Origin of the sequence: Algoriphagus sp. CAU 1675, from assembly GCF_029222925.1 — a bacterium.
In the GTDB taxonomy this organism is placed as follows: Bacteria; Bacteroidota; Bacteroidia; order Cytophagales; family Cyclobacteriaceae; genus Algoriphagus.
Map to the genome: position 1 here is coordinate 273276 of NZ_JARHUI010000006.1, position 18947 is coordinate 292222.

At 41.4% G+C, this 18947-nt stretch carries 16 protein-coding genes; all 16 read left to right on the forward strand.

What is annotated here, in order from left to right; translation table 11 throughout:
* The first annotated feature begins 1 nt into the window (after nucleotide 1).
* Complete coding sequence (locus P2G54_RS15115) at nucleotides 2-3085, forward strand: TAT-variant-translocated molybdopterin oxidoreductase (RefSeq protein ID WP_275872382.1); 3084 nt, start codon at nucleotides 2-4, stop codon at nucleotides 3083-3085.
* 17 nt (nucleotides 3086-3102) lie between these two features.
* Complete coding sequence (gene nrfD, locus P2G54_RS15120; RefSeq protein WP_275872383.1) at nucleotides 3103-4467, forward strand: NrfD/PsrC family molybdoenzyme membrane anchor subunit; 1365 nt, start codon at nucleotides 3103-3105, stop codon at nucleotides 4465-4467.
* 2 nt (nucleotides 4468-4469) lie between these two features.
* Nucleotides 4470-5000: a DUF3341 domain-containing protein gene (locus P2G54_RS15125; protein ID WP_275872384.1), complete on the forward strand. Its 531-nt coding sequence runs from the start codon at nucleotides 4470-4472 to the stop codon at nucleotides 4998-5000.
* 13 nt (nucleotides 5001-5013) lie between these two features.
* Entirely contained in the window at nucleotides 5014-5637 is a 624-nt protein-coding gene (locus P2G54_RS15130; protein WP_275872385.1) for a cytochrome c, read from the forward strand.
* Between the two features lie 5 nt (nucleotides 5638-5642).
* A complete protein-coding gene (locus P2G54_RS15135; RefSeq protein WP_275872386.1) occupies nucleotides 5643-6938 on the forward strand; it encodes a quinol:cytochrome C oxidoreductase in 1296 nt (431 codons plus the stop codon).
* A 22-nt stretch (nucleotides 6939-6960) separates the two neighbouring features.
* Complete coding sequence (locus tag P2G54_RS15140) at nucleotides 6961-7980, forward strand: cytochrome c oxidase subunit II (RefSeq protein WP_275872387.1); 1020 nt, start codon at nucleotides 6961-6963, stop codon at nucleotides 7978-7980.
* 29 nt (nucleotides 7981-8009) lie between these two features.
* Nucleotides 8010-9896: a cbb3-type cytochrome c oxidase subunit I gene (locus P2G54_RS15145; RefSeq protein ID WP_275872388.1), complete on the forward strand. Its 1887-nt coding sequence runs from the start codon at nucleotides 8010-8012 to the stop codon at nucleotides 9894-9896.
* Nucleotides 9880-10956: a COX15/CtaA family protein gene (locus P2G54_RS15150; protein WP_275872389.1), complete on the forward strand. Its 1077-nt coding sequence runs from the start codon at nucleotides 9880-9882 to the stop codon at nucleotides 10954-10956. The genes P2G54_RS15145 and P2G54_RS15150 overlap by 17 nt, the downstream gene beginning before the upstream one ends.
* A 2-nt stretch (nucleotides 10957-10958) precedes the next feature.
* Nucleotides 10959-11864: a heme o synthase gene (cyoE, locus tag P2G54_RS15155; protein ID WP_275872390.1), complete on the forward strand. Its 906-nt coding sequence runs from the start codon at nucleotides 10959-10961 to the stop codon at nucleotides 11862-11864.
* 1 nt (nucleotide 11865) lies between these two features.
* Complete coding sequence (locus P2G54_RS15160; protein WP_275872391.1) at nucleotides 11866-12447, forward strand: cytochrome c oxidase subunit 3; 582 nt, start codon at nucleotides 11866-11868, stop codon at nucleotides 12445-12447.
* 27 nt (nucleotides 12448-12474) lie between these two features.
* Nucleotides 12475-13251, forward strand: coding sequence for a cytochrome c oxidase subunit 3 (locus P2G54_RS15165; RefSeq protein WP_275872392.1), 777 nt, complete (start codon nucleotides 12475-12477; stop codon nucleotides 13249-13251).
* Nucleotides 13252-13270: 19 nt separating this feature from the next.
* On the forward strand, nucleotides 13271-13600 hold the full coding sequence (locus P2G54_RS15170) for a cytochrome C oxidase subunit IV family protein (protein WP_275872393.1): 330 nt from the start codon (nucleotides 13271-13273) through the stop codon (nucleotides 13598-13600).
* A 70-nt stretch (nucleotides 13601-13670) separates the two neighbouring features.
* Nucleotides 13671-14339: an SCO family protein gene (locus P2G54_RS15175; RefSeq protein WP_275872394.1), complete on the forward strand. Its 669-nt coding sequence runs from the start codon at nucleotides 13671-13673 to the stop codon at nucleotides 14337-14339.
* Entirely contained in the window at nucleotides 14326-14880 is a 555-nt protein-coding gene (locus P2G54_RS15180; protein ID WP_275872395.1) for a DUF420 domain-containing protein, read from the forward strand. Before P2G54_RS15175 ends, P2G54_RS15180 begins: the two co-directional genes overlap by 14 nt.
* Nucleotides 14881-14926: 46 nt before the next feature.
* On the forward strand, nucleotides 14927-15178 hold the full coding sequence (locus tag P2G54_RS15185) for a hypothetical protein (RefSeq protein ID WP_275872396.1): 252 nt from the start codon (nucleotides 14927-14929) through the stop codon (nucleotides 15176-15178).
* Nucleotides 15179-15234: 56 nt separating this feature from the next.
* The gene (locus P2G54_RS15190) at nucleotides 15235-18939 is read left to right on the forward strand and encodes a HAMP domain-containing sensor histidine kinase (RefSeq protein WP_275872397.1); all 3705 of its coding nucleotides are present in this window, start codon (nucleotides 15235-15237) and stop codon (nucleotides 18937-18939) included.
* Nucleotides 18940-18947 lie beyond the last annotated feature (8 nt).

Consider the following 18947-nt stretch of genomic DNA (forward strand, 5'->3'; position numbering starts at 1 on the left):
AATGAAGGAAACTAAAAAAACGTACTGGAAAGGGCTTGAGCAGCTCAAAAACGATCCAGAGTTTGTAAAGCAAGCCGACAGGGAATTCCCTGAGCTTCCTTCCGCTTTGAGCGAGGATGGCAGTGCTTCCAGAAGAGATTTTCTTAAATTGATGGGATTCAGCTTAGCCGCAGCATCTTTGGCAGCATGTGAAGCTCCGGTTAGAAAGGCTATTCCTTATGTGAATAAGCCTGTTGACATCAACCCTTCAATTCCAAACTATTACGCATCAACCTTCGCATCAGGAGGAGATTATGCTTCTGTGGTAGTAAAAACCAGAGAAGGCCGTCCGATCAAAATTGACGGTAACGAATTGTCTCCTATAAATAAAGGCAAAGTCAATGCAATTGTAGAAGCTTCCGTACTTTCCTTGTACGACAAGCAGCGATTGGCCGGACCTTATGTAAATGGTGAAAAATCTGACTGGGCTACAGTTGATTCCCAGGTAAAATCAAAACTTGCTGCTGCAGGTTCGATTAAGATTGTTGCAAATACCATCCTTTCTCCATCCACAGAGAAGGCTATTCAGCAATTTGCTGATGCTTTTGGTGGAGCTGAGGTGATCATGTATGATGCACTTTCCAATTATGGTATCACCAAGGCAGCAGAAACCTATTATGGTGCTGCTGTACTTCCTTCTTATTCTTTTGACAAGGCAAAGACCATCGTTTCTTTTGGTGCTGATTTCCTAGGAACCTGGATTTCTCCTATTGAATTTGCTGGTCAATATGCCAAAACCAGAAAAATTAGCAAGGATAAGCCGGAAATGTCCCGTCATTATCAGTTTGAGTCCAATCTATCTTTGACTGGGGCCAATGCTGATTACAGAACACCAATCAAGGCTTCTCAAAGTGGATTGGCTGTTTTGGCATTGTATAATGCAATCGCAAAGAAGGCGGGCGCAGCAACTGTATCGGCTCCAGCTGTGGAAGTTGCTAATATTGATAAAGCAGCAAATGATCTTTGGGCTTCTAAAGGAGCTTCTTTGGTTGTTTCCGGATCCAATGATCCAAACGTTCAGGTTGTGATAAACGCAATCAACGAATTGCTCGGAAATAATGGTTCAACTGTTGACTTCTCGACTCCTGCTTATTACAGAAAAGGGGATGATGCTAGAATGAACCAGTTTGTAAACGAACTTAAAGGTGGTCAAGTAGGTGCAGTTATCTTCTATAACTGTAATCCGGTTTATGATCACGCTAGAGGAACTGAAATTGCCGAAGGTATTTCCAAGGCGAAATTCAGCTTGGCGACGAACGGAACTATGGATGAAACTGCTTCCCATGTACAAGTGGTTGCTCCTGATCACCATTTCCTTGAGTCCTGGAATGATTTCCAGCCAAAGCAAGGATATTATTCATTGGCTCAGCCTGCGATCTCTCCGCTTTTTGATACAAGACAGGCTCAGGATTCTTTCCTGACTTGGGCTGGAGCTTCAACCAACTACTACGACTTCCTTCAGGCTAACTGGAATAGCACTTTGTATTCCGCTATTGGCAATGGAGTTTCTTTCCAGGAGTTCTGGGATAGATCTCTTTACAACGGGGTTGTTGCTGTAGAAACCTCTTCTACTACTCCTTCACCAGTTGGTGATGTAGCTGCTGCAGCTTCCGCTGTTGCAAAAGCATACAAGACAGACAATGCCGGAGCTGAATTGGTTGTTTATGCAAAAGTAGGTATCGGTAACGGTACATTTGCCAATAACCCTTGGCTTCAGGAAATGCCTGATCCAATCACCAAAGCAACTTGGGATAACTATCTGACAGTTTCTCAAAAATGGGCTTCTGAAAATGGAGTGACCATGGTTGAGGAGAATACCCAAAAAGCTTCCATCACTGTAAATGGAAAATCGCTTATTGTTCCAATCCTAATTCAGCCAGGTCAAGCAGATGGTACTTTCGGTTTGGCTTTGGGTTATGGTAGAACCAAAGCTGGTAGAGTTGCTGACGGTGTAGGTGTAAACGCATTTGACCTTCTTGATGCTTCAAATGGCTTTGTGAATTTTGACATCACTTCAGGAGTTGAAATTGCAGTAACTGGTGATTCCTACAAGATTGCAAGAACTCAGACTCACCAAACCTTCATGGGACGTGAGAATGTGATTCAGGAAGCTACCTTGGCAGAATATCAAATAGATCCTTCTGCAGGACGCAGCCATCCTAAAATTTATAAAGACGGTGAATTTGTAAAACCTTCCAAAATTTCCCTTTGGAAAGGCCATCAATACTCTCAGCATCACTGGGGTCTTGCTATCGATATGAACTCCTGTATTGGATGTTCTGCTTGTTCGGTTGCTTGTCAGGTTGAAAACAACGTGGCGGTAGTTGGAAAGCAAGAAGTATTGAACAGAAGAGAAATGGCCTGGATAAGAATTGACAGGTACTATTCTTCGGATGCACCAGCAGATGACTTGAGCGGAATGGAAGTAGCTGCAGAAAATCCTGAGGTTACCTTCCAGCCTATGATGTGTCAGCAGTGTAACAACGCTCCTTGTGAGACTGTATGTCCTGTTGCCGCTACTACTCACTCCTCTGAAGGCTTGAACCAGATGACTTACAACAGATGTATCGGTACAAGATATTGTGCCAACAACTGTCCGTATAAAGTACGTCGTTTCAATTGGTTCAAATATCATGACAACAAAGACTTCGCTGGAGTCAACGTAGCTCAAAACGATGATTTGGGTAAGATGGTATTGAACCCGGATGTAACGGTTCGAGTACGTGGAGTAATGGAAAAATGCTCTATGTGTGTGCAGAGAATCCAGGCCGGTAAACTGGCAGCTAAGCGTGAGAAGCGTAAGGTTCAGGATGGAGAAATCAATGTGGCTTGTGCTACAGCATGTCCTACCGATGCTTTGGTATTCGGAGATATGAACGATCCAGGTAGCCGAGTTTCTCAGTTGTTGCAGATTCAAGAGAACACTACCTCAGCTTTGAAAGAAGTGAATGAGGAAAGAGCCTACCACGTATTGGAGGAGATCAACGTTAGTCCTAACGTTTGGTACTTCACCAAAATCAGAAATAAAGACAAAAACGAAGCGTAATCATAATTTTATAAACTATGCAGGTTACTTCATCCGTACGTCAGCCGTTAGTTACCGGTGGTAAAACCTACCATGACGTAACACATGACGTGTCCCGACAGGTAGAAGGCAAGCCAACGATGGCTTGGTTTCTGGCCTTTCTAACAGCAGTTGGTGTTTTGGTCCTTGGGTCCATTGCATTGATTGCAACACTTTGGGAAGGAATTGGAATGTGGGGTCTAAATAAAACAATTGGCTGGGCTTGGGATATCACCAACTTCGTGTGGTGGGTTGGTATCGGTCACGCTGGTACATTGATCTCAGCGGTACTGTTGCTCTTCAGACAAAAATGGAGAACATCTATCAACCGTGCAGCTGAAGCGATGACCATCTTCGCCGTTATCTGTGCAGCCATGTTCCCGGTAATTCACATGGGTCGCCCTTGGTTGGGTGCATACTGGGCTTTACCACTTCCAAACACATTTGGTTCGCTTTGGGTTAACTTTAACTCACCTCTTCTTTGGGACGTGTTTGCGATTTCTACTTATTTCTCTGTTTCTCTTGTATTCTGGTACATCGGTTTGATCCCTGATTTTGCTACCATTCGTGATAGAGCGACGGGTTTGAGAAAGAAAATATATGGTGCGCTTTCTTTTGGATGGGATGGTGCTGCAAAAACTTGGATGAGATACGAATCAGTTTCGCTGATTTTGGCAGGTTTGGCTACTCCACTTGTACTTTCTGTACACACAATCGTATCCTTTGACTTTGCTACTTCGGTTATTCCAGGTTGGCATACTACGATTTTCCCTCCATACTTCGTTGCCGGAGCGATTTTCTCTGGATTTGCGATGGTATTGACCTTGATGATTATCACCCGTAAGGTCTTCAAATTGGAGGATTACATTACCATGGGACACATTGAATTGATGAATATTGTAATCATCATCACTGGGTCAATTGTAGGTATCGCTTACATTACTGAATTCTTTATCGCCTGGTATTCAGGAGTAGAAGCAGAGCAATATGCATTCATCAATAGAGCTACTGGTCCTTATTGGTGGGCCTATTGGTCTATGATGACTTGTAACGTGATTTCTCCTCAGTTATTCTGGATTAAGAAAATCAGGACTTCTATCGCGGCTACCTTTATTCTTTCCTTGGTAGTAAACACAGGAATGTGGTTCGAGCGATTTGTAATTATCGTAACCTCACTTCACAGAGATTTCCTTCCTTCATCTTGGGCTATGTTCTATCCAACCTGGGCTGATGTTGGGGTATATCTGTTCACCTTCGGTCTTTTCTTTACCCTGTTCTTCTTGTTTGCGAAGTTCTTCCCGGTAATCAACATGGCTGAAGTAAAATCTGTATTGAAGTCTTCATCTGAAAAAGCAGCTAAATAATCATGGAAAGAGATACTCATTTTATTCTTGGAGTGTACGAGGACGAAGATGTCCTGCTTCATGCTGTGAAGGACGTAAGAACAAGTGGTGTAAAAATCCATGAAGTTTATTCTCCTTATCCTGTGCACGGCCTTGAGCATGCTTTGGGATATAAGAGAAGCCGTCTGCCTATTGCGGCGTTCTTGTTTGGTTTGTTGGGAACAACTCTCGCATTGACCATGCAGCTTTACATGATGAAGTTTGATTGGCCAATGATTATTGGTGGTAAAGATTTCGCAGCTATTCCTGATTTTATTCCTGTTTCTTTCGAATTGACTGTTCTTTTGGCTGCTTTCGGAATGGTGGGAGTGTTTATGATCAGTTCAGATCTGAAGCCTTGGGCTCAGCCGAGAATCTTTGATTTGAGAATCACGGATGACAAGCATGTGATGGCTATCGATATCGCAAATAACAGTACCCTGGAAGTCGAAAAAATCAAAGAGATTTTGAAGTCTTCTGGAGCTACAGAGGTTAATAATAAAAGTTTTGAATAGTAATTCCGGAGATATGAAGATTGCTAAAACACTTAGTATTCTGGGTATTGCCGCTTTTGGTGTTGCTTTGCTAGGCTGTAGAGCCGGAGGCGAAAACCAAGGGTTGGAATATTCCCCTCAAATGTACCACTCTGTAGCCTATGAGCCTTTGACTCAAATTACAGACGAAACCCAAGGAGACTGGCTGTCCAACAGAGAAGATGGTAAAGGTGAGTTTTATAACAGTAACATTTATAACCCTCACAATATGAATATGCGTGAACCTGTAGCCAATACGGTCCCACGTAATAAAAATGGTTATCTTCCTTATCGTTTGAAGGCTTTTGAATTGGAAGAAGCTGCTCTTGTAGAAAATCCAATTGAACTTTCTGATGCTGTTTTGGAAGAAGGAGCAGTTTTGTTTCAGCAGTATTGTTCAACCTGTCACGGTAAAAACGGTGAAGGTGATGGCAAGGCCGGTGAAGTTATTGGAGGTGTAGCTAACCTAAAAGGTGGTGCTTACCTTACTCTTCCAGAAGGTCATATTTTCCACGTGATTAGCAAAGGAAAAGGTAGAATGGGTGCTCATGGCTCTCAAATTACTCCTGAGAATCGATGGAAGATTGTTCACTATGTTAAACAAGTAATTCAGAAGTAATAATCATGGCTCACGACGCACAACATTATAATTTGGATCAAAAATTTGATTTCAACGCGGGCATCAAAAAGTCTATCATGACTGTATTGATTATTGGTGCTGCTTTACTTGCTATTGGTATTGTGATGGCTATGCTCGGTGGTGGGCATCATGAAGAAGGCGGAGAAGCTGCCGGTCATGCCTTCCATTGGTATGAAAGACTGTATGCCAACCTTTGGATCAACAATGTTTATTTCACAGGTATTGCAATTATCGGTGTATTCTTTTTTGCAATTCAATATGCTGCTCAGGCAGGTTGGTCTACACCAATTCTAAGAGTAATGCTTTCTTTGGGAAGCTGGCTTCCTTATGCTGCTGTATTGATGATTGTAACTTTCTTTATTGCCAATCACGATATTTTCCACTGGACTCATAGCTATCTTTTTGACAAAAATTCTCCTGAGTACGATTCCATCATTGATGGTAAGGGAGCGTTTTTCTATTGGCCAATGGAAAAGGGATCCTTCCCCGTTTTCTATATCTTGAGAATGGTATTGTTCTTTGGTTTTTGGGTGTTCTTCTTCAATAAGTTGAAGTCATTTTCCTATGCTGAAGATATTCAGGGAGGAACCGGTTATTGGTACAAAATGAGAAGCTGGTCAGCTTATTTCTTGATCTTCTTTGCAGTTTCATCTTCTGTAAGTGCATGGGATTGGGTGATGTCTATTGATACTCACTGGTTCTCCACTCTGTTTGGATGGTATGTTTTCTCATCTTGGTTTGTAGCAGGTTTATCTGCCATCACTCTGATCACTATTTTCCTTAAAGGAAAAGGATATCTAGAAATGGTAAATGAGAACCATATTCATGATCTTGGTAAATTCGTGTTTGGATTCTCTATTTTCTGGACATATCTGTGGTTTTCCCAGTTCCTATTGATCTACTATGCAAATATCCCTGAAGAGACGGTCTACTTCATCGAGAGACTAAGCAGTGATGTTTATGGATCTTTTATTTTTGTAAATATTGGAATGAACTTCTTCCTGCCTTTCTTGGTATTAATGACTAGAGATGCTAAAAGACATGGAGTTTTCTTGAAATTGGTTTGTACCCTACTATTAGTTGGACATTGGGTTGATTTCTTCCTGATGGTTCAGCCAGGTACTTTGGGGCATAACGGAGGTATTGGTTTGATGGAAGTTGGAATGTTCCTTGTATTTGGTTCAGCAGCTGCGATGGTAGTTTTGGGTGGATTGGCCAAGGGTAACTTGATTCCAAAGAATCACCCAATGTTGGAAGAGAGTTATCATCATCACATTTAATTAAAGGCGAAAAGTTTAAGATATGTACGGATTTCTAATTGCAGTTGGGGTTCTTTTGCTTCTGTCCATCATTTGGATGGTATACCGAATCCAAACCTTGGTTTCAGTAGTAAAAGGTTCAGACAAGAAAATCGCTACGGGAAGCAATAAGGTTAATGCTATTTTGTTTATCGTTTTCCTTGTGGCTATTGGTGCTTTGATGTTCTGGTATTCTATCAAAGAATTCCACAATTATCATTTGCCAATCGGTTCTGAGCACGGGGTTGTTACTGACCGTTTGTTTTGGATCACCATGGCGGTTACCGGAGTGGTGTTTCTTATTACTCATGTCCTTCTTTTCATTTTCCCTTATAAGTACCAGTATAAGGAAGGAAGAAAAGCATCTTTCTACCCTGATAACAACAAACTAGAAGTGATCTGGACTGCTGTTCCAGGGGTTGTGCTTGCTGGTTTGGTTATTTCCGGTTGGATGGCATGGTCTGATATTACTGCACCAGCTCCTGAAAAGGCCCATGTGATTGAAATCATGGGATATCAATTTGCCTGGGATGTTCGCTATGCTGGAAAAGACAATGTTTTGGGAGATCATGATTATAGATTGATCACGGCTTCCAATGGACATGGTATTGATTTCACAGATAAAAACTCACTGGATGATTTCCCTGCTCCGAAAATTGTAATCCCTAAAGGAGAACCTGTCTTGTTTAAGATCAGAGCGAGAGATGTATTGCATTCTGTTTTCGCTCCACACATGAGGTTGAAAATGGATGCAGTTCCTGGTATGCCAACGCGCTTCTGGTTTGTTCCTACCAAGACGACTGAAGAGATGAGGGCTGAATTGGATGATCCGGAATTCGAATATGAAATTGCTTGTACTGAAATCTGTGGTCGTGGACACTTCTCTATGAAGAAAGTGATTGAAGTGGTAGAGCCTGCGGCTTACCAAAAGTGGTTGACGGAACAGAAATCCTTTATTCAAATGAACCCTGCCCTTGCAAAGGGAGGAGAGGTTGAATCCAAGGAACTGGCAGAGATTAAATAAGGCGAAAGCAAAAAACAAAATTATAAACTATGGCAACAGCAACTGTCGCAAATCATGACGCAGCAGCTCACGATCACCACGATCACGAGCATCATGATAATTTTGTAACCAAATACATTTTCAGTATCGATCACAAAATGATTGCCAAGCAATATCTGGTAACAGGTATCTTCTGGGCAGTTATTGGTGGTTTCCTTTCCATTCTTTTCAGATTGCAACTGGGTTTCCCAGATATGGATCTTGAATTCCTGCGTCCTCTTCTTGGAGGTTGGATTGATGAGAGTGGTAAGCTTGATCCTACCTTTTATCTTGCTTTGGTGACAATGCATGGTACCATCATGGTATTCTTTGTATTGACAGCTGGTTTGAGCGGTACTTTCTCAAACTTCCTTATTCCATTGCAAATTGGAGCACGGGACATGGCATCTGGCTTTATGAACATGCTATCCTATTGGCTGTTCTTCATTTCGGGTGTAATCATGTTCATTTCCCTATTTATCAAGACAGGACCTGCAGCAGGTGGATGGGTAGTTTATCCTCCTCTTTCAGCTCTTGAACAAGCGATTCCTGGATCTGGTCTTGGTATGACCCTTTGGTTAATTGCGATGACTTTCTTTATTGCATCGTCTTTGATGGGGGGTATCAATTACATTACCACTGTTATCAACTTGCGTACAAAAGGGATGTCTTTCTCCAGACTTCCTTTGACAATCTGGGCCTTTTTCTTGACAGCTGTTATCGGATTGCTTTCTTTCCCGGTTTTGTTTGCAGCTGCTTTGCTTTTGGTCTTTGACAGAAGTTTTGGAACTTCATTCTATCTAGCAGATATCTACATTGGAGGTGAAGCTCTTCCAAATACCGGAGGTAGCCCTGTATTGTACCAGCACTTGTTCTGGTTCCTTGGACACCCAGAAGTATATATTGTATTGTTACCAGCTTTGGGTATTACTTCTGAGGTAATTGCCACTAATTCCAGAAAGCCAATTTTCGGTTATAAGGCGATGATTATTTCCATGTTGGGTATCACTATCCTTTCATTTATCGTATGGGCGCACCATATGTTCGTGTCAGGTATGAACCCATTCTTGGGATCGATCTTCATGTTCTTGACATTGATTATTGCTATTCCATCTGCTGTAAAAGTATTTAACTACCTGACCACGCTTTGGAGAGGTAACTTGGTGTTTACGCCAGCTATGCTTTTCTCAATTGGTTTGGTGTCATTCTTTATTTCTGGTGGTCTGACCGGTATTTTCCTTGGAAACTCAGCTATCGATATACAATTGCATGATACCTATTTCGTAGTTGCACACTTCCACTTGGTAATGGGTTCAGCTTCCTTCTTTGGTATGTTGGCTGGTATTTACCACTGGTTCCCTAAGATGTTTGGAAGAATGATGGATGCAAGATTGGGTTACGTTCATTTCTGGATAAGTTTTGTGGGTGTTTATATGGTATTCTTCCCAATGCACTACATTGGAATTGCAGGTTTCCCAAGAAGATATTATTCCTGGACAAACTTTGCCTTTACAGATATGTATACTGATTTGAACATGTTTGTATCTGCAGCCGCCATCATCACCTTCGCAGCGCAGTTCATCTTTGTGTTCAATTTCTTCTACAGCATGTTCAAAGGAAGAAAAGCATCTGCAAACCCATGGAGATCTACTACTTTGGAATGGACTACTCCAATCAACCCTGGTCATGGAAACTGGCCTGGAGAAATTCCAACTGTTTACAGATGGCCTTACGATTACTCCAAACCAGGAGCTGAAGAGGATTTCATTCCACAGACTGTTCCTCTTTCCGCTACTCCTGAATCCAACCTACCACATGAGCAAGAGCAAGTGAAGTTGGAATTGGAAATCATGAAAGAAGAGGCTGATCTTCTGGAAGCAAATGAATCAAAAGCGTGATACTACTATAAACAGCTTTCGCCGTACCTCTATGGTGACGGTGATAGCTGTTTATTTTCTTATTCTAGTCGGTGGAATAGTTCGAAGTACCGGATCCGGTATGGGCTGTCCTGACTGGCCAAAATGTTTTGGGAGTGTGGTTCCGCCAACGAGTGTGGATCAGCTCCCAAAAAATTATCAAGAAATTTATCTTGAGAAAAGATTAGCTAAGAACGAAAGGTTCGTAGCCACACTTGAAAAAATGGGTTTTGAGAAAACAGCTAACGAAATAGCCAATGACAAATCCATTTTGGTAGAAGAGGAATTCAATGCTACCAAAACTTGGATTGAATATATCAATAGGCTTGTAGGTGTGGCTATAGGATTACTGATTCTCCTGACGGTTTGGAAATCCTTCAAATTGGCAAAATTTGACAAATCCATCCCGGTACTATCCATTGCTTCTTTGATAGTGGTCTTGTTTACCGGCTGGATTGGCTCTTTGGTTGTTTCAACCAATCTATTGCCTTGGATGATTACATTCCATATGGTTTTAGCTCTTCTTCTGGTGGGGCTTCTATTGTATGTGAATCACCGTTCTGTAAAACTCCTTTCATCAGGGGAAACCTCTGAAGTGATTCCTTTCAAAGTTCAAGGTATCCTTTTCCTTGGGTTCGTACTGATGTTTGTTCAGGTTATTCTTGGTACTCAAGTTAGGGAGCAGATAGATCAGATTTCCTTTTCACTTGGAAATCTCCTGAGAGAAGAATGGATAGGAAGAGTAGGTATGGATTTTCTGATCCATAGATCATTTTCCTTGGTTCTTCTTGTGCTTCATGTACTGTATTTCTTTTGGGCATTTAGGTTTAGCGACCGCAGATCAAAAGTAAACTTGTGGTCTCAGGTTTTGTTGCTATTGATCCTATTGGAAATAACAACTGGAGTTGGGATGGCCTATTTTGGTATTCCTGCATTTCTCCAACCCATACATTTATTACTTGGATCTCTGATCTTAGGAATTCAATTTGGATTGATTCTTCAGCTCAGGGACCGTGTTCAGTTTAAGATTAATTCAAATTGACAATGAGTGCAGTTGGAATAACTGGCCATAACATAATTAACCTTGTTACCGGGAGAATCAAAGCCTATTCAGATCTCCTGAAGCTTAGATTGTCAGCCTTGGTTACATTCTCAGCAGTCTTTGGTTATATACTCGGGGATCGTGGGGCAAGCTTTGGCTGGTCTGGTTTCTTAGGTTTAGCCTTGGGAGGGTTTTTGATTTCCGGTGCATCTGGTGCCGCAAATGAAATCATGGAGCGTGATTTAGATAAGTTGATGAAGCGTACCCAAAACCGTCCTCTTCCTCTTCATATTATATCTCTTTCTGAAGCTTATTGGTTCACCACCTTTGTTGCTATTTTAGGAATTGTACTTCTCTGGATTTTTACCAACCCATTGACTACAGGACTTGGAATTCTGAGCATGCTCCTGTATGTTTTCGCGTACACTCCTCTTAAGAGAGTCGGTCCGGTTGCTGTTTTTGTTGGTGCAATTCCCGGAGCTATGCCACCTTTATTGGGTTGGACAGCTGCAACTGGTGCCATTACTTATGAAGCTTTAATCATCTTTGGAATCCAGTTTATTTGGCAGTTTCCCCATTTCTGGGCTATTGCCTGGGTAAGTGATGAGGATTATAAACGTGCAGGATTCAAATTGCTTCCGAGTGGTGGTGGACAGGATCTCAATACAGCCATTCAGATAATGATATATACCCTATTCCTTCTTCCCTTGGGTTTATTGCCAAGTTATTTCGGATTGACGGGGTTGAATTCTGGTGTGGTGGCAACTGTCTGCGGGGTTTTGTTTCTAGCTCAGACATTCTCTTTGATGAGAGATTGTTCGCGCAAGTCAGCCTTGAAAATCATGTTTGGTTCATTCCTTTATTTGCCAATCGTCCAAATTGCTTATTTACTGGACAAAATGCCTTAATATGGAGAAAGAGCTTAAATACGTTGATATAGTTGAACAGCCCATTTCAATGCATCCTAAGAAGTTTGCGATGTGGCTTTTCATGGTGACTGTTGTAATGATCTTTGCGGCACTTACCAGTGCTTATATTGTCCGCCAGGCAGAAGGTAATTGGTTGGATTATGAGTTGCCAGAAATCTTTTGGTTTACGTCAGGAGTTGTAGTGCTTAGTTCAATAGCTCTACATTGGGCCTACTTATCTGCTAAAAAAGACAACTTTGCCCAACTCAGGACAGGGATGGTTTTGGCCGTAATATTAGGATTGGTGTTTTTGGTAGGCCAATGGTACAGTTGGGTAGCTTTGGTAGACAGAGAGGTTTTCTTTGTTGGAAACCCAGCCGGCTCATTCCTTTACGTTTTCACCGGATTGCATGCTTTACACCTAATCAGCGGTGTGATATTTCTGATTATTGTGTTAATTTCGACTTTCAGATATAAAGTCCATTCTAAAGCTTTGGATACAATGGAAATGGCTACAACCTATTGGCATTTTCTAGGCGGCTTATGGATTTATCTGTTCATGTTTTTGCTTCTGAATCATTAAAATAAACCTAGTACAAATCAATAATTTATGTCTGCGCATTCTACTGCTATAGGAGTCAGCTCAAAAAGAGGAGTTTGGGGAGGTGGTAATGAACCTCTAAAAGCAAGCTACGGAAAACTCATGATGTGGTTTTTCTTGCTTTCCGACATCTTCACCTTCGCTGCGTTTTTGATCAGCTATCTTGCAATTCGCGTCAGCTATCCGGCATATGCTGGTCCTGCTGATTCTTTTGTGGGATCAAACGAATACTGGCCTATACCTGAATTGGTATTTGAGGCAGTGCCTTTCTTACATGGGGTACATGCTCCGTTGGTGTTTGTTGGGATCATGACTTTCATCTTGATTTCAAGTTCTGTTACCATGGTGCTTGCAGTGGAAGCCGGTCACAGAAACGATAGAAATGACGTTGTAAAATGGATGCTCTGGACTATGGTCGGAGGAATCACCTTCCTAGGTTGTCAGGCTTGGGAATGGTCCCACTTTATCCATGGTACAGACGGAGGCTCTGTTTTAACTTATATCAATAGCTTAAATAGAGAGGTAACCGAAACTGTATTCGGAGCTAATCTTACCGTGAATGAATACGGACCGGCAGCCTTTGCACAGCTATTCTTCTTCATTACCGGTTTCCACGGTTTCCACGTGACAATCGGGGTAGTGTTGTTGTTCCTTTGCTTCTATCAAGCTGCTGTCGGAGTTTACGACAAAAGAGGACATTATGAAATGGTTGAAAAGATCGGTCTTTACTGGCACTTTGTAGACTTGGTTTGGGTATTCGTATTTACCTTGTTCTATTTGATCTAAGCATTTAAAATCTTGTAATATGGAAATTCAGGAAAACAAGTCGACCCTAGAGGTAATCCCTAGAAACAACGAGAAAATCAAAAAAATCTGGAAAACTGCAGGAATTCTACTTGCAATTACCGTTGCCGAATTTATCATGGCATTCACCATGGACAGAGGATTGTTGCTATACTTCCTGTTCATTGCTTTGACTATTTGGAAAGCTAAGTACATCATGATGGAATTCATGCATTTGGGCGATGAAGTAAAGCCTTTGTTTTATTCCATTATTGTTCCCTTGATTTTCTTGGTGTGGTTGGTAATCGCACTAGTAAAAGAAGGTACCGACATCTTTATGATGCGTTGGTAGAATTAAAAATATTTCAAAAAAAAAGAGGTTGAGGTGTGACACTTCAACCTTCTTTTTTGTTGTGTAAGTCATGAGAGGCATAAGAATACTTCAGGGGTTGGTACTAGTTTGTATTTTATTAATCCCGATTTTGATCATCCTTTTTTTAAAGGGGTTTGGGACCAATAATTACGACCTACCCATTTATTTTGAGCACGGTGTGGATAATCCTTTTCAGGAATGTCCTGTTACAGACACCACACAGCATTTTATTCCAGAATTCACCTTTACCAACCAGGAAGGCAATCCTGTAGGAAGGGCTCAAATGGAAGGGAAAATCACTATTGTTGATTTCTTCTTTACTTCTTGTCCCAGCATTTGTCCGGTTATGTCCAAAGAGATGGAACGTGTGAATGATATGTTTCGGGACGAACCAATGGTGCAAATTATGTCCATAAGTATTGATCCTGAATATGATACAACAAAAATCCTGATGGACTATGCCAATGAACATGGGGCTCAAGCAGGAAAGTGGGATTTTCTAACAGGTCCTAAGGAGGAAACCTATCAATTGGCCAGGTGTGGCTTTGTTTTGCCTACCTTGGATGGCTTCGGAGTACCGGATGATTTTGTGCATAGTGATAAATTTGTCCTTATCGATGAGTTGGGCAGAATCCGTGGATATTACAGCGGAACGAACAGAGAGGATGTGGATTTGTTAATGCTGGAAACAAAAGTATTATTACATGGAAAAAACTAACACAAGCTTGCTTCAGAATGAAGCCAAAGTAAAAAATTGGATCATTGCTATTTCAGTGATTATCCCATTAGCAGTAGCTGTCCTATTGTTTATGCCTGCCAAAATTGATGTCGGAGCTGAGTGGGTGTATTTTCTTCCTCATCTCAATGCGGTTATTAACACAGCTGCAAGTCTGGCACTACTACTAGCCTTGTATTTTGTTAAAAATAAAATGTACAGTTACCACGGTGCTACGATGACTGTTGCCTTTACGCTTGGGGCTATTTTTCTGGTTTCCTATGTGATATACCACGGTGCCGCAGAGAGCACTCCATTTGGAGGTCAAGGCTGGATTCGTTCTGTTTATTATTTTCTTTTGATCACGCATATTGTTTTCGCAGCAGTGGCACTGTTTCCCATTTTGTTTGCGTACTATTATGGCTACACCGATCAGCGGACAAAGCATAGAAAAGTTGTTAAATTTGCATATCCGATTTGGTTGTATGTTTCGGTAACGGGCGTGATTGTCTATTTTATGATTAGTCCTTATTACGTTCATTAAACTGGGGTTGGTCCTAATATTTATTGAAAAGATAGGAGGGATTGAAATGAAAAGAATTACTCGAATAGTTTTGACGATTGGACTCTTACTTCTTGTTCAGGGAATGAGTTTCGCCCAGTGTGCCATGTGCAGGGCTTCGGTAGAGAATAATGTGAGCAATGGAGACACCAGCATAGGTGCTGGCTTGAATAATGGCATTCTTTACCTCTTTGCGATGCCGTATCTGATTGCTACTGTTATTGGAGTGCTTTGGTACAGGGCTGCAAAAAAAAGAAAGGCCAAAATGGCTATTCGTTAAAGCATTCAAGAAGCAAAGTTTGATAGCGGACTTTGCTTTTTTTATTTTTAAGGTAAATGAACCAAGACCATCGGCGCCTGATTATCTTGATCAGTGCATTTTCTCTCCTGGCAGTATTGATCCTTAATTTCTTTTTCTTTCAGAAAAGTGATGAGGAATCATACTTTGAAGAAATCCAGGAGACTGTTCGGGAAATTGACAAAGAGTTTGATGAGGATTACATCCAGCTTCTTATGGCGGTCTCGCCTGAAGAATCAGTGACTTTTGAAACGGTTTCATCCAACCAATTCCGTCATCCTTTTTTTATTCTGGATTCTGAGAAAAGATTGATCATTTGGTCAGATTTCACGCTGTCCTTTGATTTTTCCACCATTGAGGGAGGAAAAGAATATCAATTACTCACTGATCCCTATGGTACCTTTCTTGTCAAAAATCGAAAAATCAGCCGGAATGGAAAGACATTTTGGATGGTTCATGCTTTTCGTCTGATCTGGCCTGGATCAATAGAGAATGATTTTTTGGAAACAGGGGCCAATCCACTGGTTTTTGGCAATAATCTTTTCGAGCTGAAAGCTCCAGAGGAGGAAGCCTCCTTTGTGGTGAAAAACCCGGCAGGAATCCCGCTTTTCGGAATTGATTTCAAGCTGGGGTATTTACCTTCCGGTAGAATTGCCAATCCTGCAATTTTGATATTCTTCACCTCTGTCTTTTTATTGTACTTTATTTTGAGTTCAGGATTTGTTCTTAAAAAATGGAGAAAAGGTAGACGGTGGCAGGCCATAGGCTATGGAGCTTTGGTTCTATTGGGCTTCAGATTGGTTATGCTGGTGCTCAATTTTCCAGGGACCTATTTTAATTTTCCTCTTTTTGATCCGGCAAATTATGCCTCTTCTTGGTTGAACCCAAGTCTGGGAGATCTCTTGATCAACTCCATATGTGGAGTCTTCATTTTTGGGATGATAATTTTCCAACTTGCTTCCCCTAAGACCCATAAGAAGATTAAGATTTTTGATAAGGACCAGGAGTTTAAAATCATTTCTGGAGCGGCTTTCCTGATTTCTTCTCTTGGCTTTGGGCTTATTTGGTATTTACCAGGGGATTTAGTCAGAAATTCCCAATGGCCTTTGGACATCAGCGCCATCCCTACATTTGGTTTTTTTGAGGGGATAAGTTTCACTGTCGTTTTTCTGTGGGCAGCAGTTTATGTCCTTCTGGGCATTACTTTGAGTAGCCTTTTGCTGGAAGTCAGAGCGGACAAAAAGGAGTACTTCAAAGGGTTGGCAGTATTGGGTTTTCCGGTATTGATTTTATTTTTATTGGTTGACACTTGGCTAGGAATTGCCTGGTTTCTTCATGTTGTGTTTCTGGCTCTCACAATTAAGTTTAGCCTTTTCAAGAATGTGTTTAGGTTGGGATTGAATACTTTTTTGACCTTTTTCTTTGCAGGTCTGATCACAGCCGGAATTTCAGGCATGGCAATTTTCCAAACTGAAAAAGAACAACTCATACAGGCCAAGACCCGCTTTGCCAATCAAAACCTCATCGAAAGCGATGTAATGACTGAGTTTTTCTTGGGAGAAATTTTCACCAGGATCAAAAGTGACCTATTCATCCAGAACAGGATGGCCGATCCTCTTCTTTCCAAAGATCCTATAGATGCCAAAATCAGGAGAATTTATTTGGATAATTATTTTGATCAGTTTGAAGTGAAAGTCAGTCTCTTTTCTCCAACAGGGCAGGATTATCTCAATGCCATGAGTGGTGCCGGTCTAAAGGAACTCAGGGACAAATACATCAAATCCGATTACCTCACTGGAGTGAAGGATTTGTATTTTATCCGAGGTCGGGAAGGGAATATTGGAAACAAGTTTATTGCTTTTATCAATCTGACAAAGGATGGGAGTTCCTTGGGAACCTTGTTTTTAGAGTTGAACCAATTGAGGATTCAGCCCGGCAGTGTGTATCCTAAGCTTTTACTTGATAAGAAATACAGCGAGAAGCTGAACCCTATCCAATTTGATTATGCAATTTTCAAGGATGAAGAACTCATCCGCAATTCCGGTACTTTTAATTATCTCAGTGCTGGACTGAAGGGAAGACTTGCCGAGAAAAAACTTCTCACTGAAGGGATCCACGCGAATGGGTTTCATCATTTTGGAATCCAAAATGAAGGAGATATTATTGTGATTTCTTCTGAAAACAGGCCCTTTTCCTATTTCTTCGGGAATATCTCCCTGTTTTTTGTGGTATTTGTATTCCTAACATTTATTTCAATTTTGCTCCATACCCTTTTGAAGGGCTATCAAAATTTTGAGTTCAACTATTCAACCAAGCTTCAGTTGTACCTCAATTTTGCTTTTTTCTTTCCAATCATCATTATCAGTATCATTACGGTTGGACTTCTGGCCAATAGCTACAGGGAAGACTTGGACAGGCAGTATATCCAAAAAGCCGCCTTGATTCGAGGAAACTTAGCTAGCTTTTTAGGGAATAGGGGAGCTGAGGAAGTGGATCAAGATGCCCTAAATGAGGAGGTGTCCAACCTTGCCAATACCATCGGCTCGGATATTTATTTGTATTCTGCCTCCGGCAAACTTGAGTCCACCAACCGACCTAATATTTTTGACAAGAAAATTCTATCGGAATGGATCAACCCTGAAGCTTTGTCGGAATTGGTTGAAAAAAACCAGATTCAGTTCTTGGCTGATGAAACCGTGGGTAAGCTTCATTATAAATCCGTTTATTTATCCATCCCTTCCGCAAATGGACAGCAGAACAGTGCTATTCTTTCTGTTCCGTTTTTTGAATCCGAAACAGAACTAAATACCTTGATTGCGGATGTGCTAAGCAATATTTTCAATGCGTTTGTGGTCATTTTTATTCTCTTTTTGGTGGTTTCCTATTTTGTCTCCCAAAACCTGACCTTCCCATTCAGGCTTTTGACACAAAAGTTGAAAACTACCAATCTGGAAAACAACGAGCCCATGTATTGGGACTCCAAGGATGAGATTGGATTGCTGGTCAATGAATACAATAACATGTTGTACAAGCTTGAGGCTAGTAAGAAGGTCTTGGCTTCTACAGAGAAAGAGTCGGCTTGGAGGGAAATGGCAAAGCAGGTAGCCCATGAAATCAAAAATCCTCTGACTCCCATGAAACTGACCTTGCAGCATCTTTTGAGATTGCAGGAGGCAGGAAGGCTGGACGATCTGGAAAAGCTGAAAAAATCTCTGGAAACGCTCATTCATCAAGTGGACGCTTTGAGTGGGATTGCTTCCTCTTTTTCCACTTTTGCAAAAATGCCTCTCCCTAAAAATGAGTTGATGAATTTCAAGGAGGTATTGGGGAAGGTTTTGGATTTGTTTAAAAATGACCAAAGACTGGATCTGTCTTTTCAAGACGACTCCTATACTGATAACATCCCAATTTTTGGAGACGATAAATTGTTTGGCCGGGTGATCTCCAATTTGATCATCAATGGAGTGCAGGCAGTTGCCCCCGGTGTGCGGCCATCGATCAAGGTTTGGTTGTGGTTGACCGAAAAAGCTGTTTTCCTGGAAATCACCGATAATGGAAAAGGTATTCCCCCCGAATTGAGGGACAAGATTTTTGTTCCAAATTTCAGTACCAAATCAACCGGGTCTGGGTTGGGTTTGGCTATTGCCAAAAGTGGTGTGGAAACTGCAGGAGGAAAGATCTGGTTTGAGACGGAGCTCGGCAAAGGCACCACCTTTTACTTGACTTTTCCTTTGGCTGAATGACAGCTCTT

What these genes read in the sequence shown, in the direction of transcription:
- P2G54_RS15175 (WP_275872394.1), top strand. Translation starts at nt 13,671, where the DNA reads ATGAGAGGCATAAGAATACTTCAGGGGTTGGTACTAGTTTGTATTTTA.
- P2G54_RS15130 (WP_275872385.1), top strand. Translation starts at nt 5,014, where the DNA reads ATGAAGATTGCTAAAACACTTAGTATTCTGGGTATTGCCGCTTTTGGT.
- cyoE (WP_275872390.1), top strand. Translation starts at nt 10,959, where the DNA reads ATGAGTGCAGTTGGAATAACTGGCCATAACATAATTAACCTTGTTACC.
- P2G54_RS15145 (WP_275872388.1), top strand. Translation starts at nt 8,010, where the DNA reads ATGGCAACAGCAACTGTCGCAAATCATGACGCAGCAGCTCACGATCAC.
- P2G54_RS15140 (WP_275872387.1), top strand. Translation starts at nt 6,961, where the DNA reads ATGTACGGATTTCTAATTGCAGTTGGGGTTCTTTTGCTTCTGTCCATC.
- P2G54_RS15135 (WP_275872386.1), top strand. Translation starts at nt 5,643, where the DNA reads ATGGCTCACGACGCACAACATTATAATTTGGATCAAAAATTTGATTTC.
- P2G54_RS15150 (WP_275872389.1), top strand. Translation starts at nt 9,880, where the DNA reads ATGAATCAAAAGCGTGATACTACTATAAACAGCTTTCGCCGTACCTCT.
- P2G54_RS15170 (WP_275872393.1), top strand. Translation starts at nt 13,271, where the DNA reads ATGGAAATTCAGGAAAACAAGTCGACCCTAGAGGTAATCCCTAGAAAC.
- P2G54_RS15165 (WP_275872392.1), top strand. Translation starts at nt 12,475, where the DNA reads ATGTCTGCGCATTCTACTGCTATAGGAGTCAGCTCAAAAAGAGGAGTT.
- P2G54_RS15180 (WP_275872395.1), top strand. Translation starts at nt 14,326, where the DNA reads ATGGAAAAAACTAACACAAGCTTGCTTCAGAATGAAGCCAAAGTAAAA.
- P2G54_RS15115 (WP_275872382.1), top strand. Translation starts at nt 2, where the DNA reads ATGAAGGAAACTAAAAAAACGTACTGGAAAGGGCTTGAGCAGCTCAAA.
- nrfD (WP_275872383.1), top strand. Translation starts at nt 3,103, where the DNA reads ATGCAGGTTACTTCATCCGTACGTCAGCCGTTAGTTACCGGTGGTAAA.
- P2G54_RS15160 (WP_275872391.1), top strand. Translation starts at nt 11,866, where the DNA reads ATGGAGAAAGAGCTTAAATACGTTGATATAGTTGAACAGCCCATTTCA.
- P2G54_RS15185 (WP_275872396.1), top strand. Translation starts at nt 14,927, where the DNA reads ATGAAAAGAATTACTCGAATAGTTTTGACGATTGGACTCTTACTTCTT.
- P2G54_RS15125 (WP_275872384.1), top strand. Translation starts at nt 4,470, where the DNA reads ATGGAAAGAGATACTCATTTTATTCTTGGAGTGTACGAGGACGAAGAT.
- P2G54_RS15190 (WP_275872397.1), top strand. Translation starts at nt 15,235, where the DNA reads ATGAACCAAGACCATCGGCGCCTGATTATCTTGATCAGTGCATTTTCT.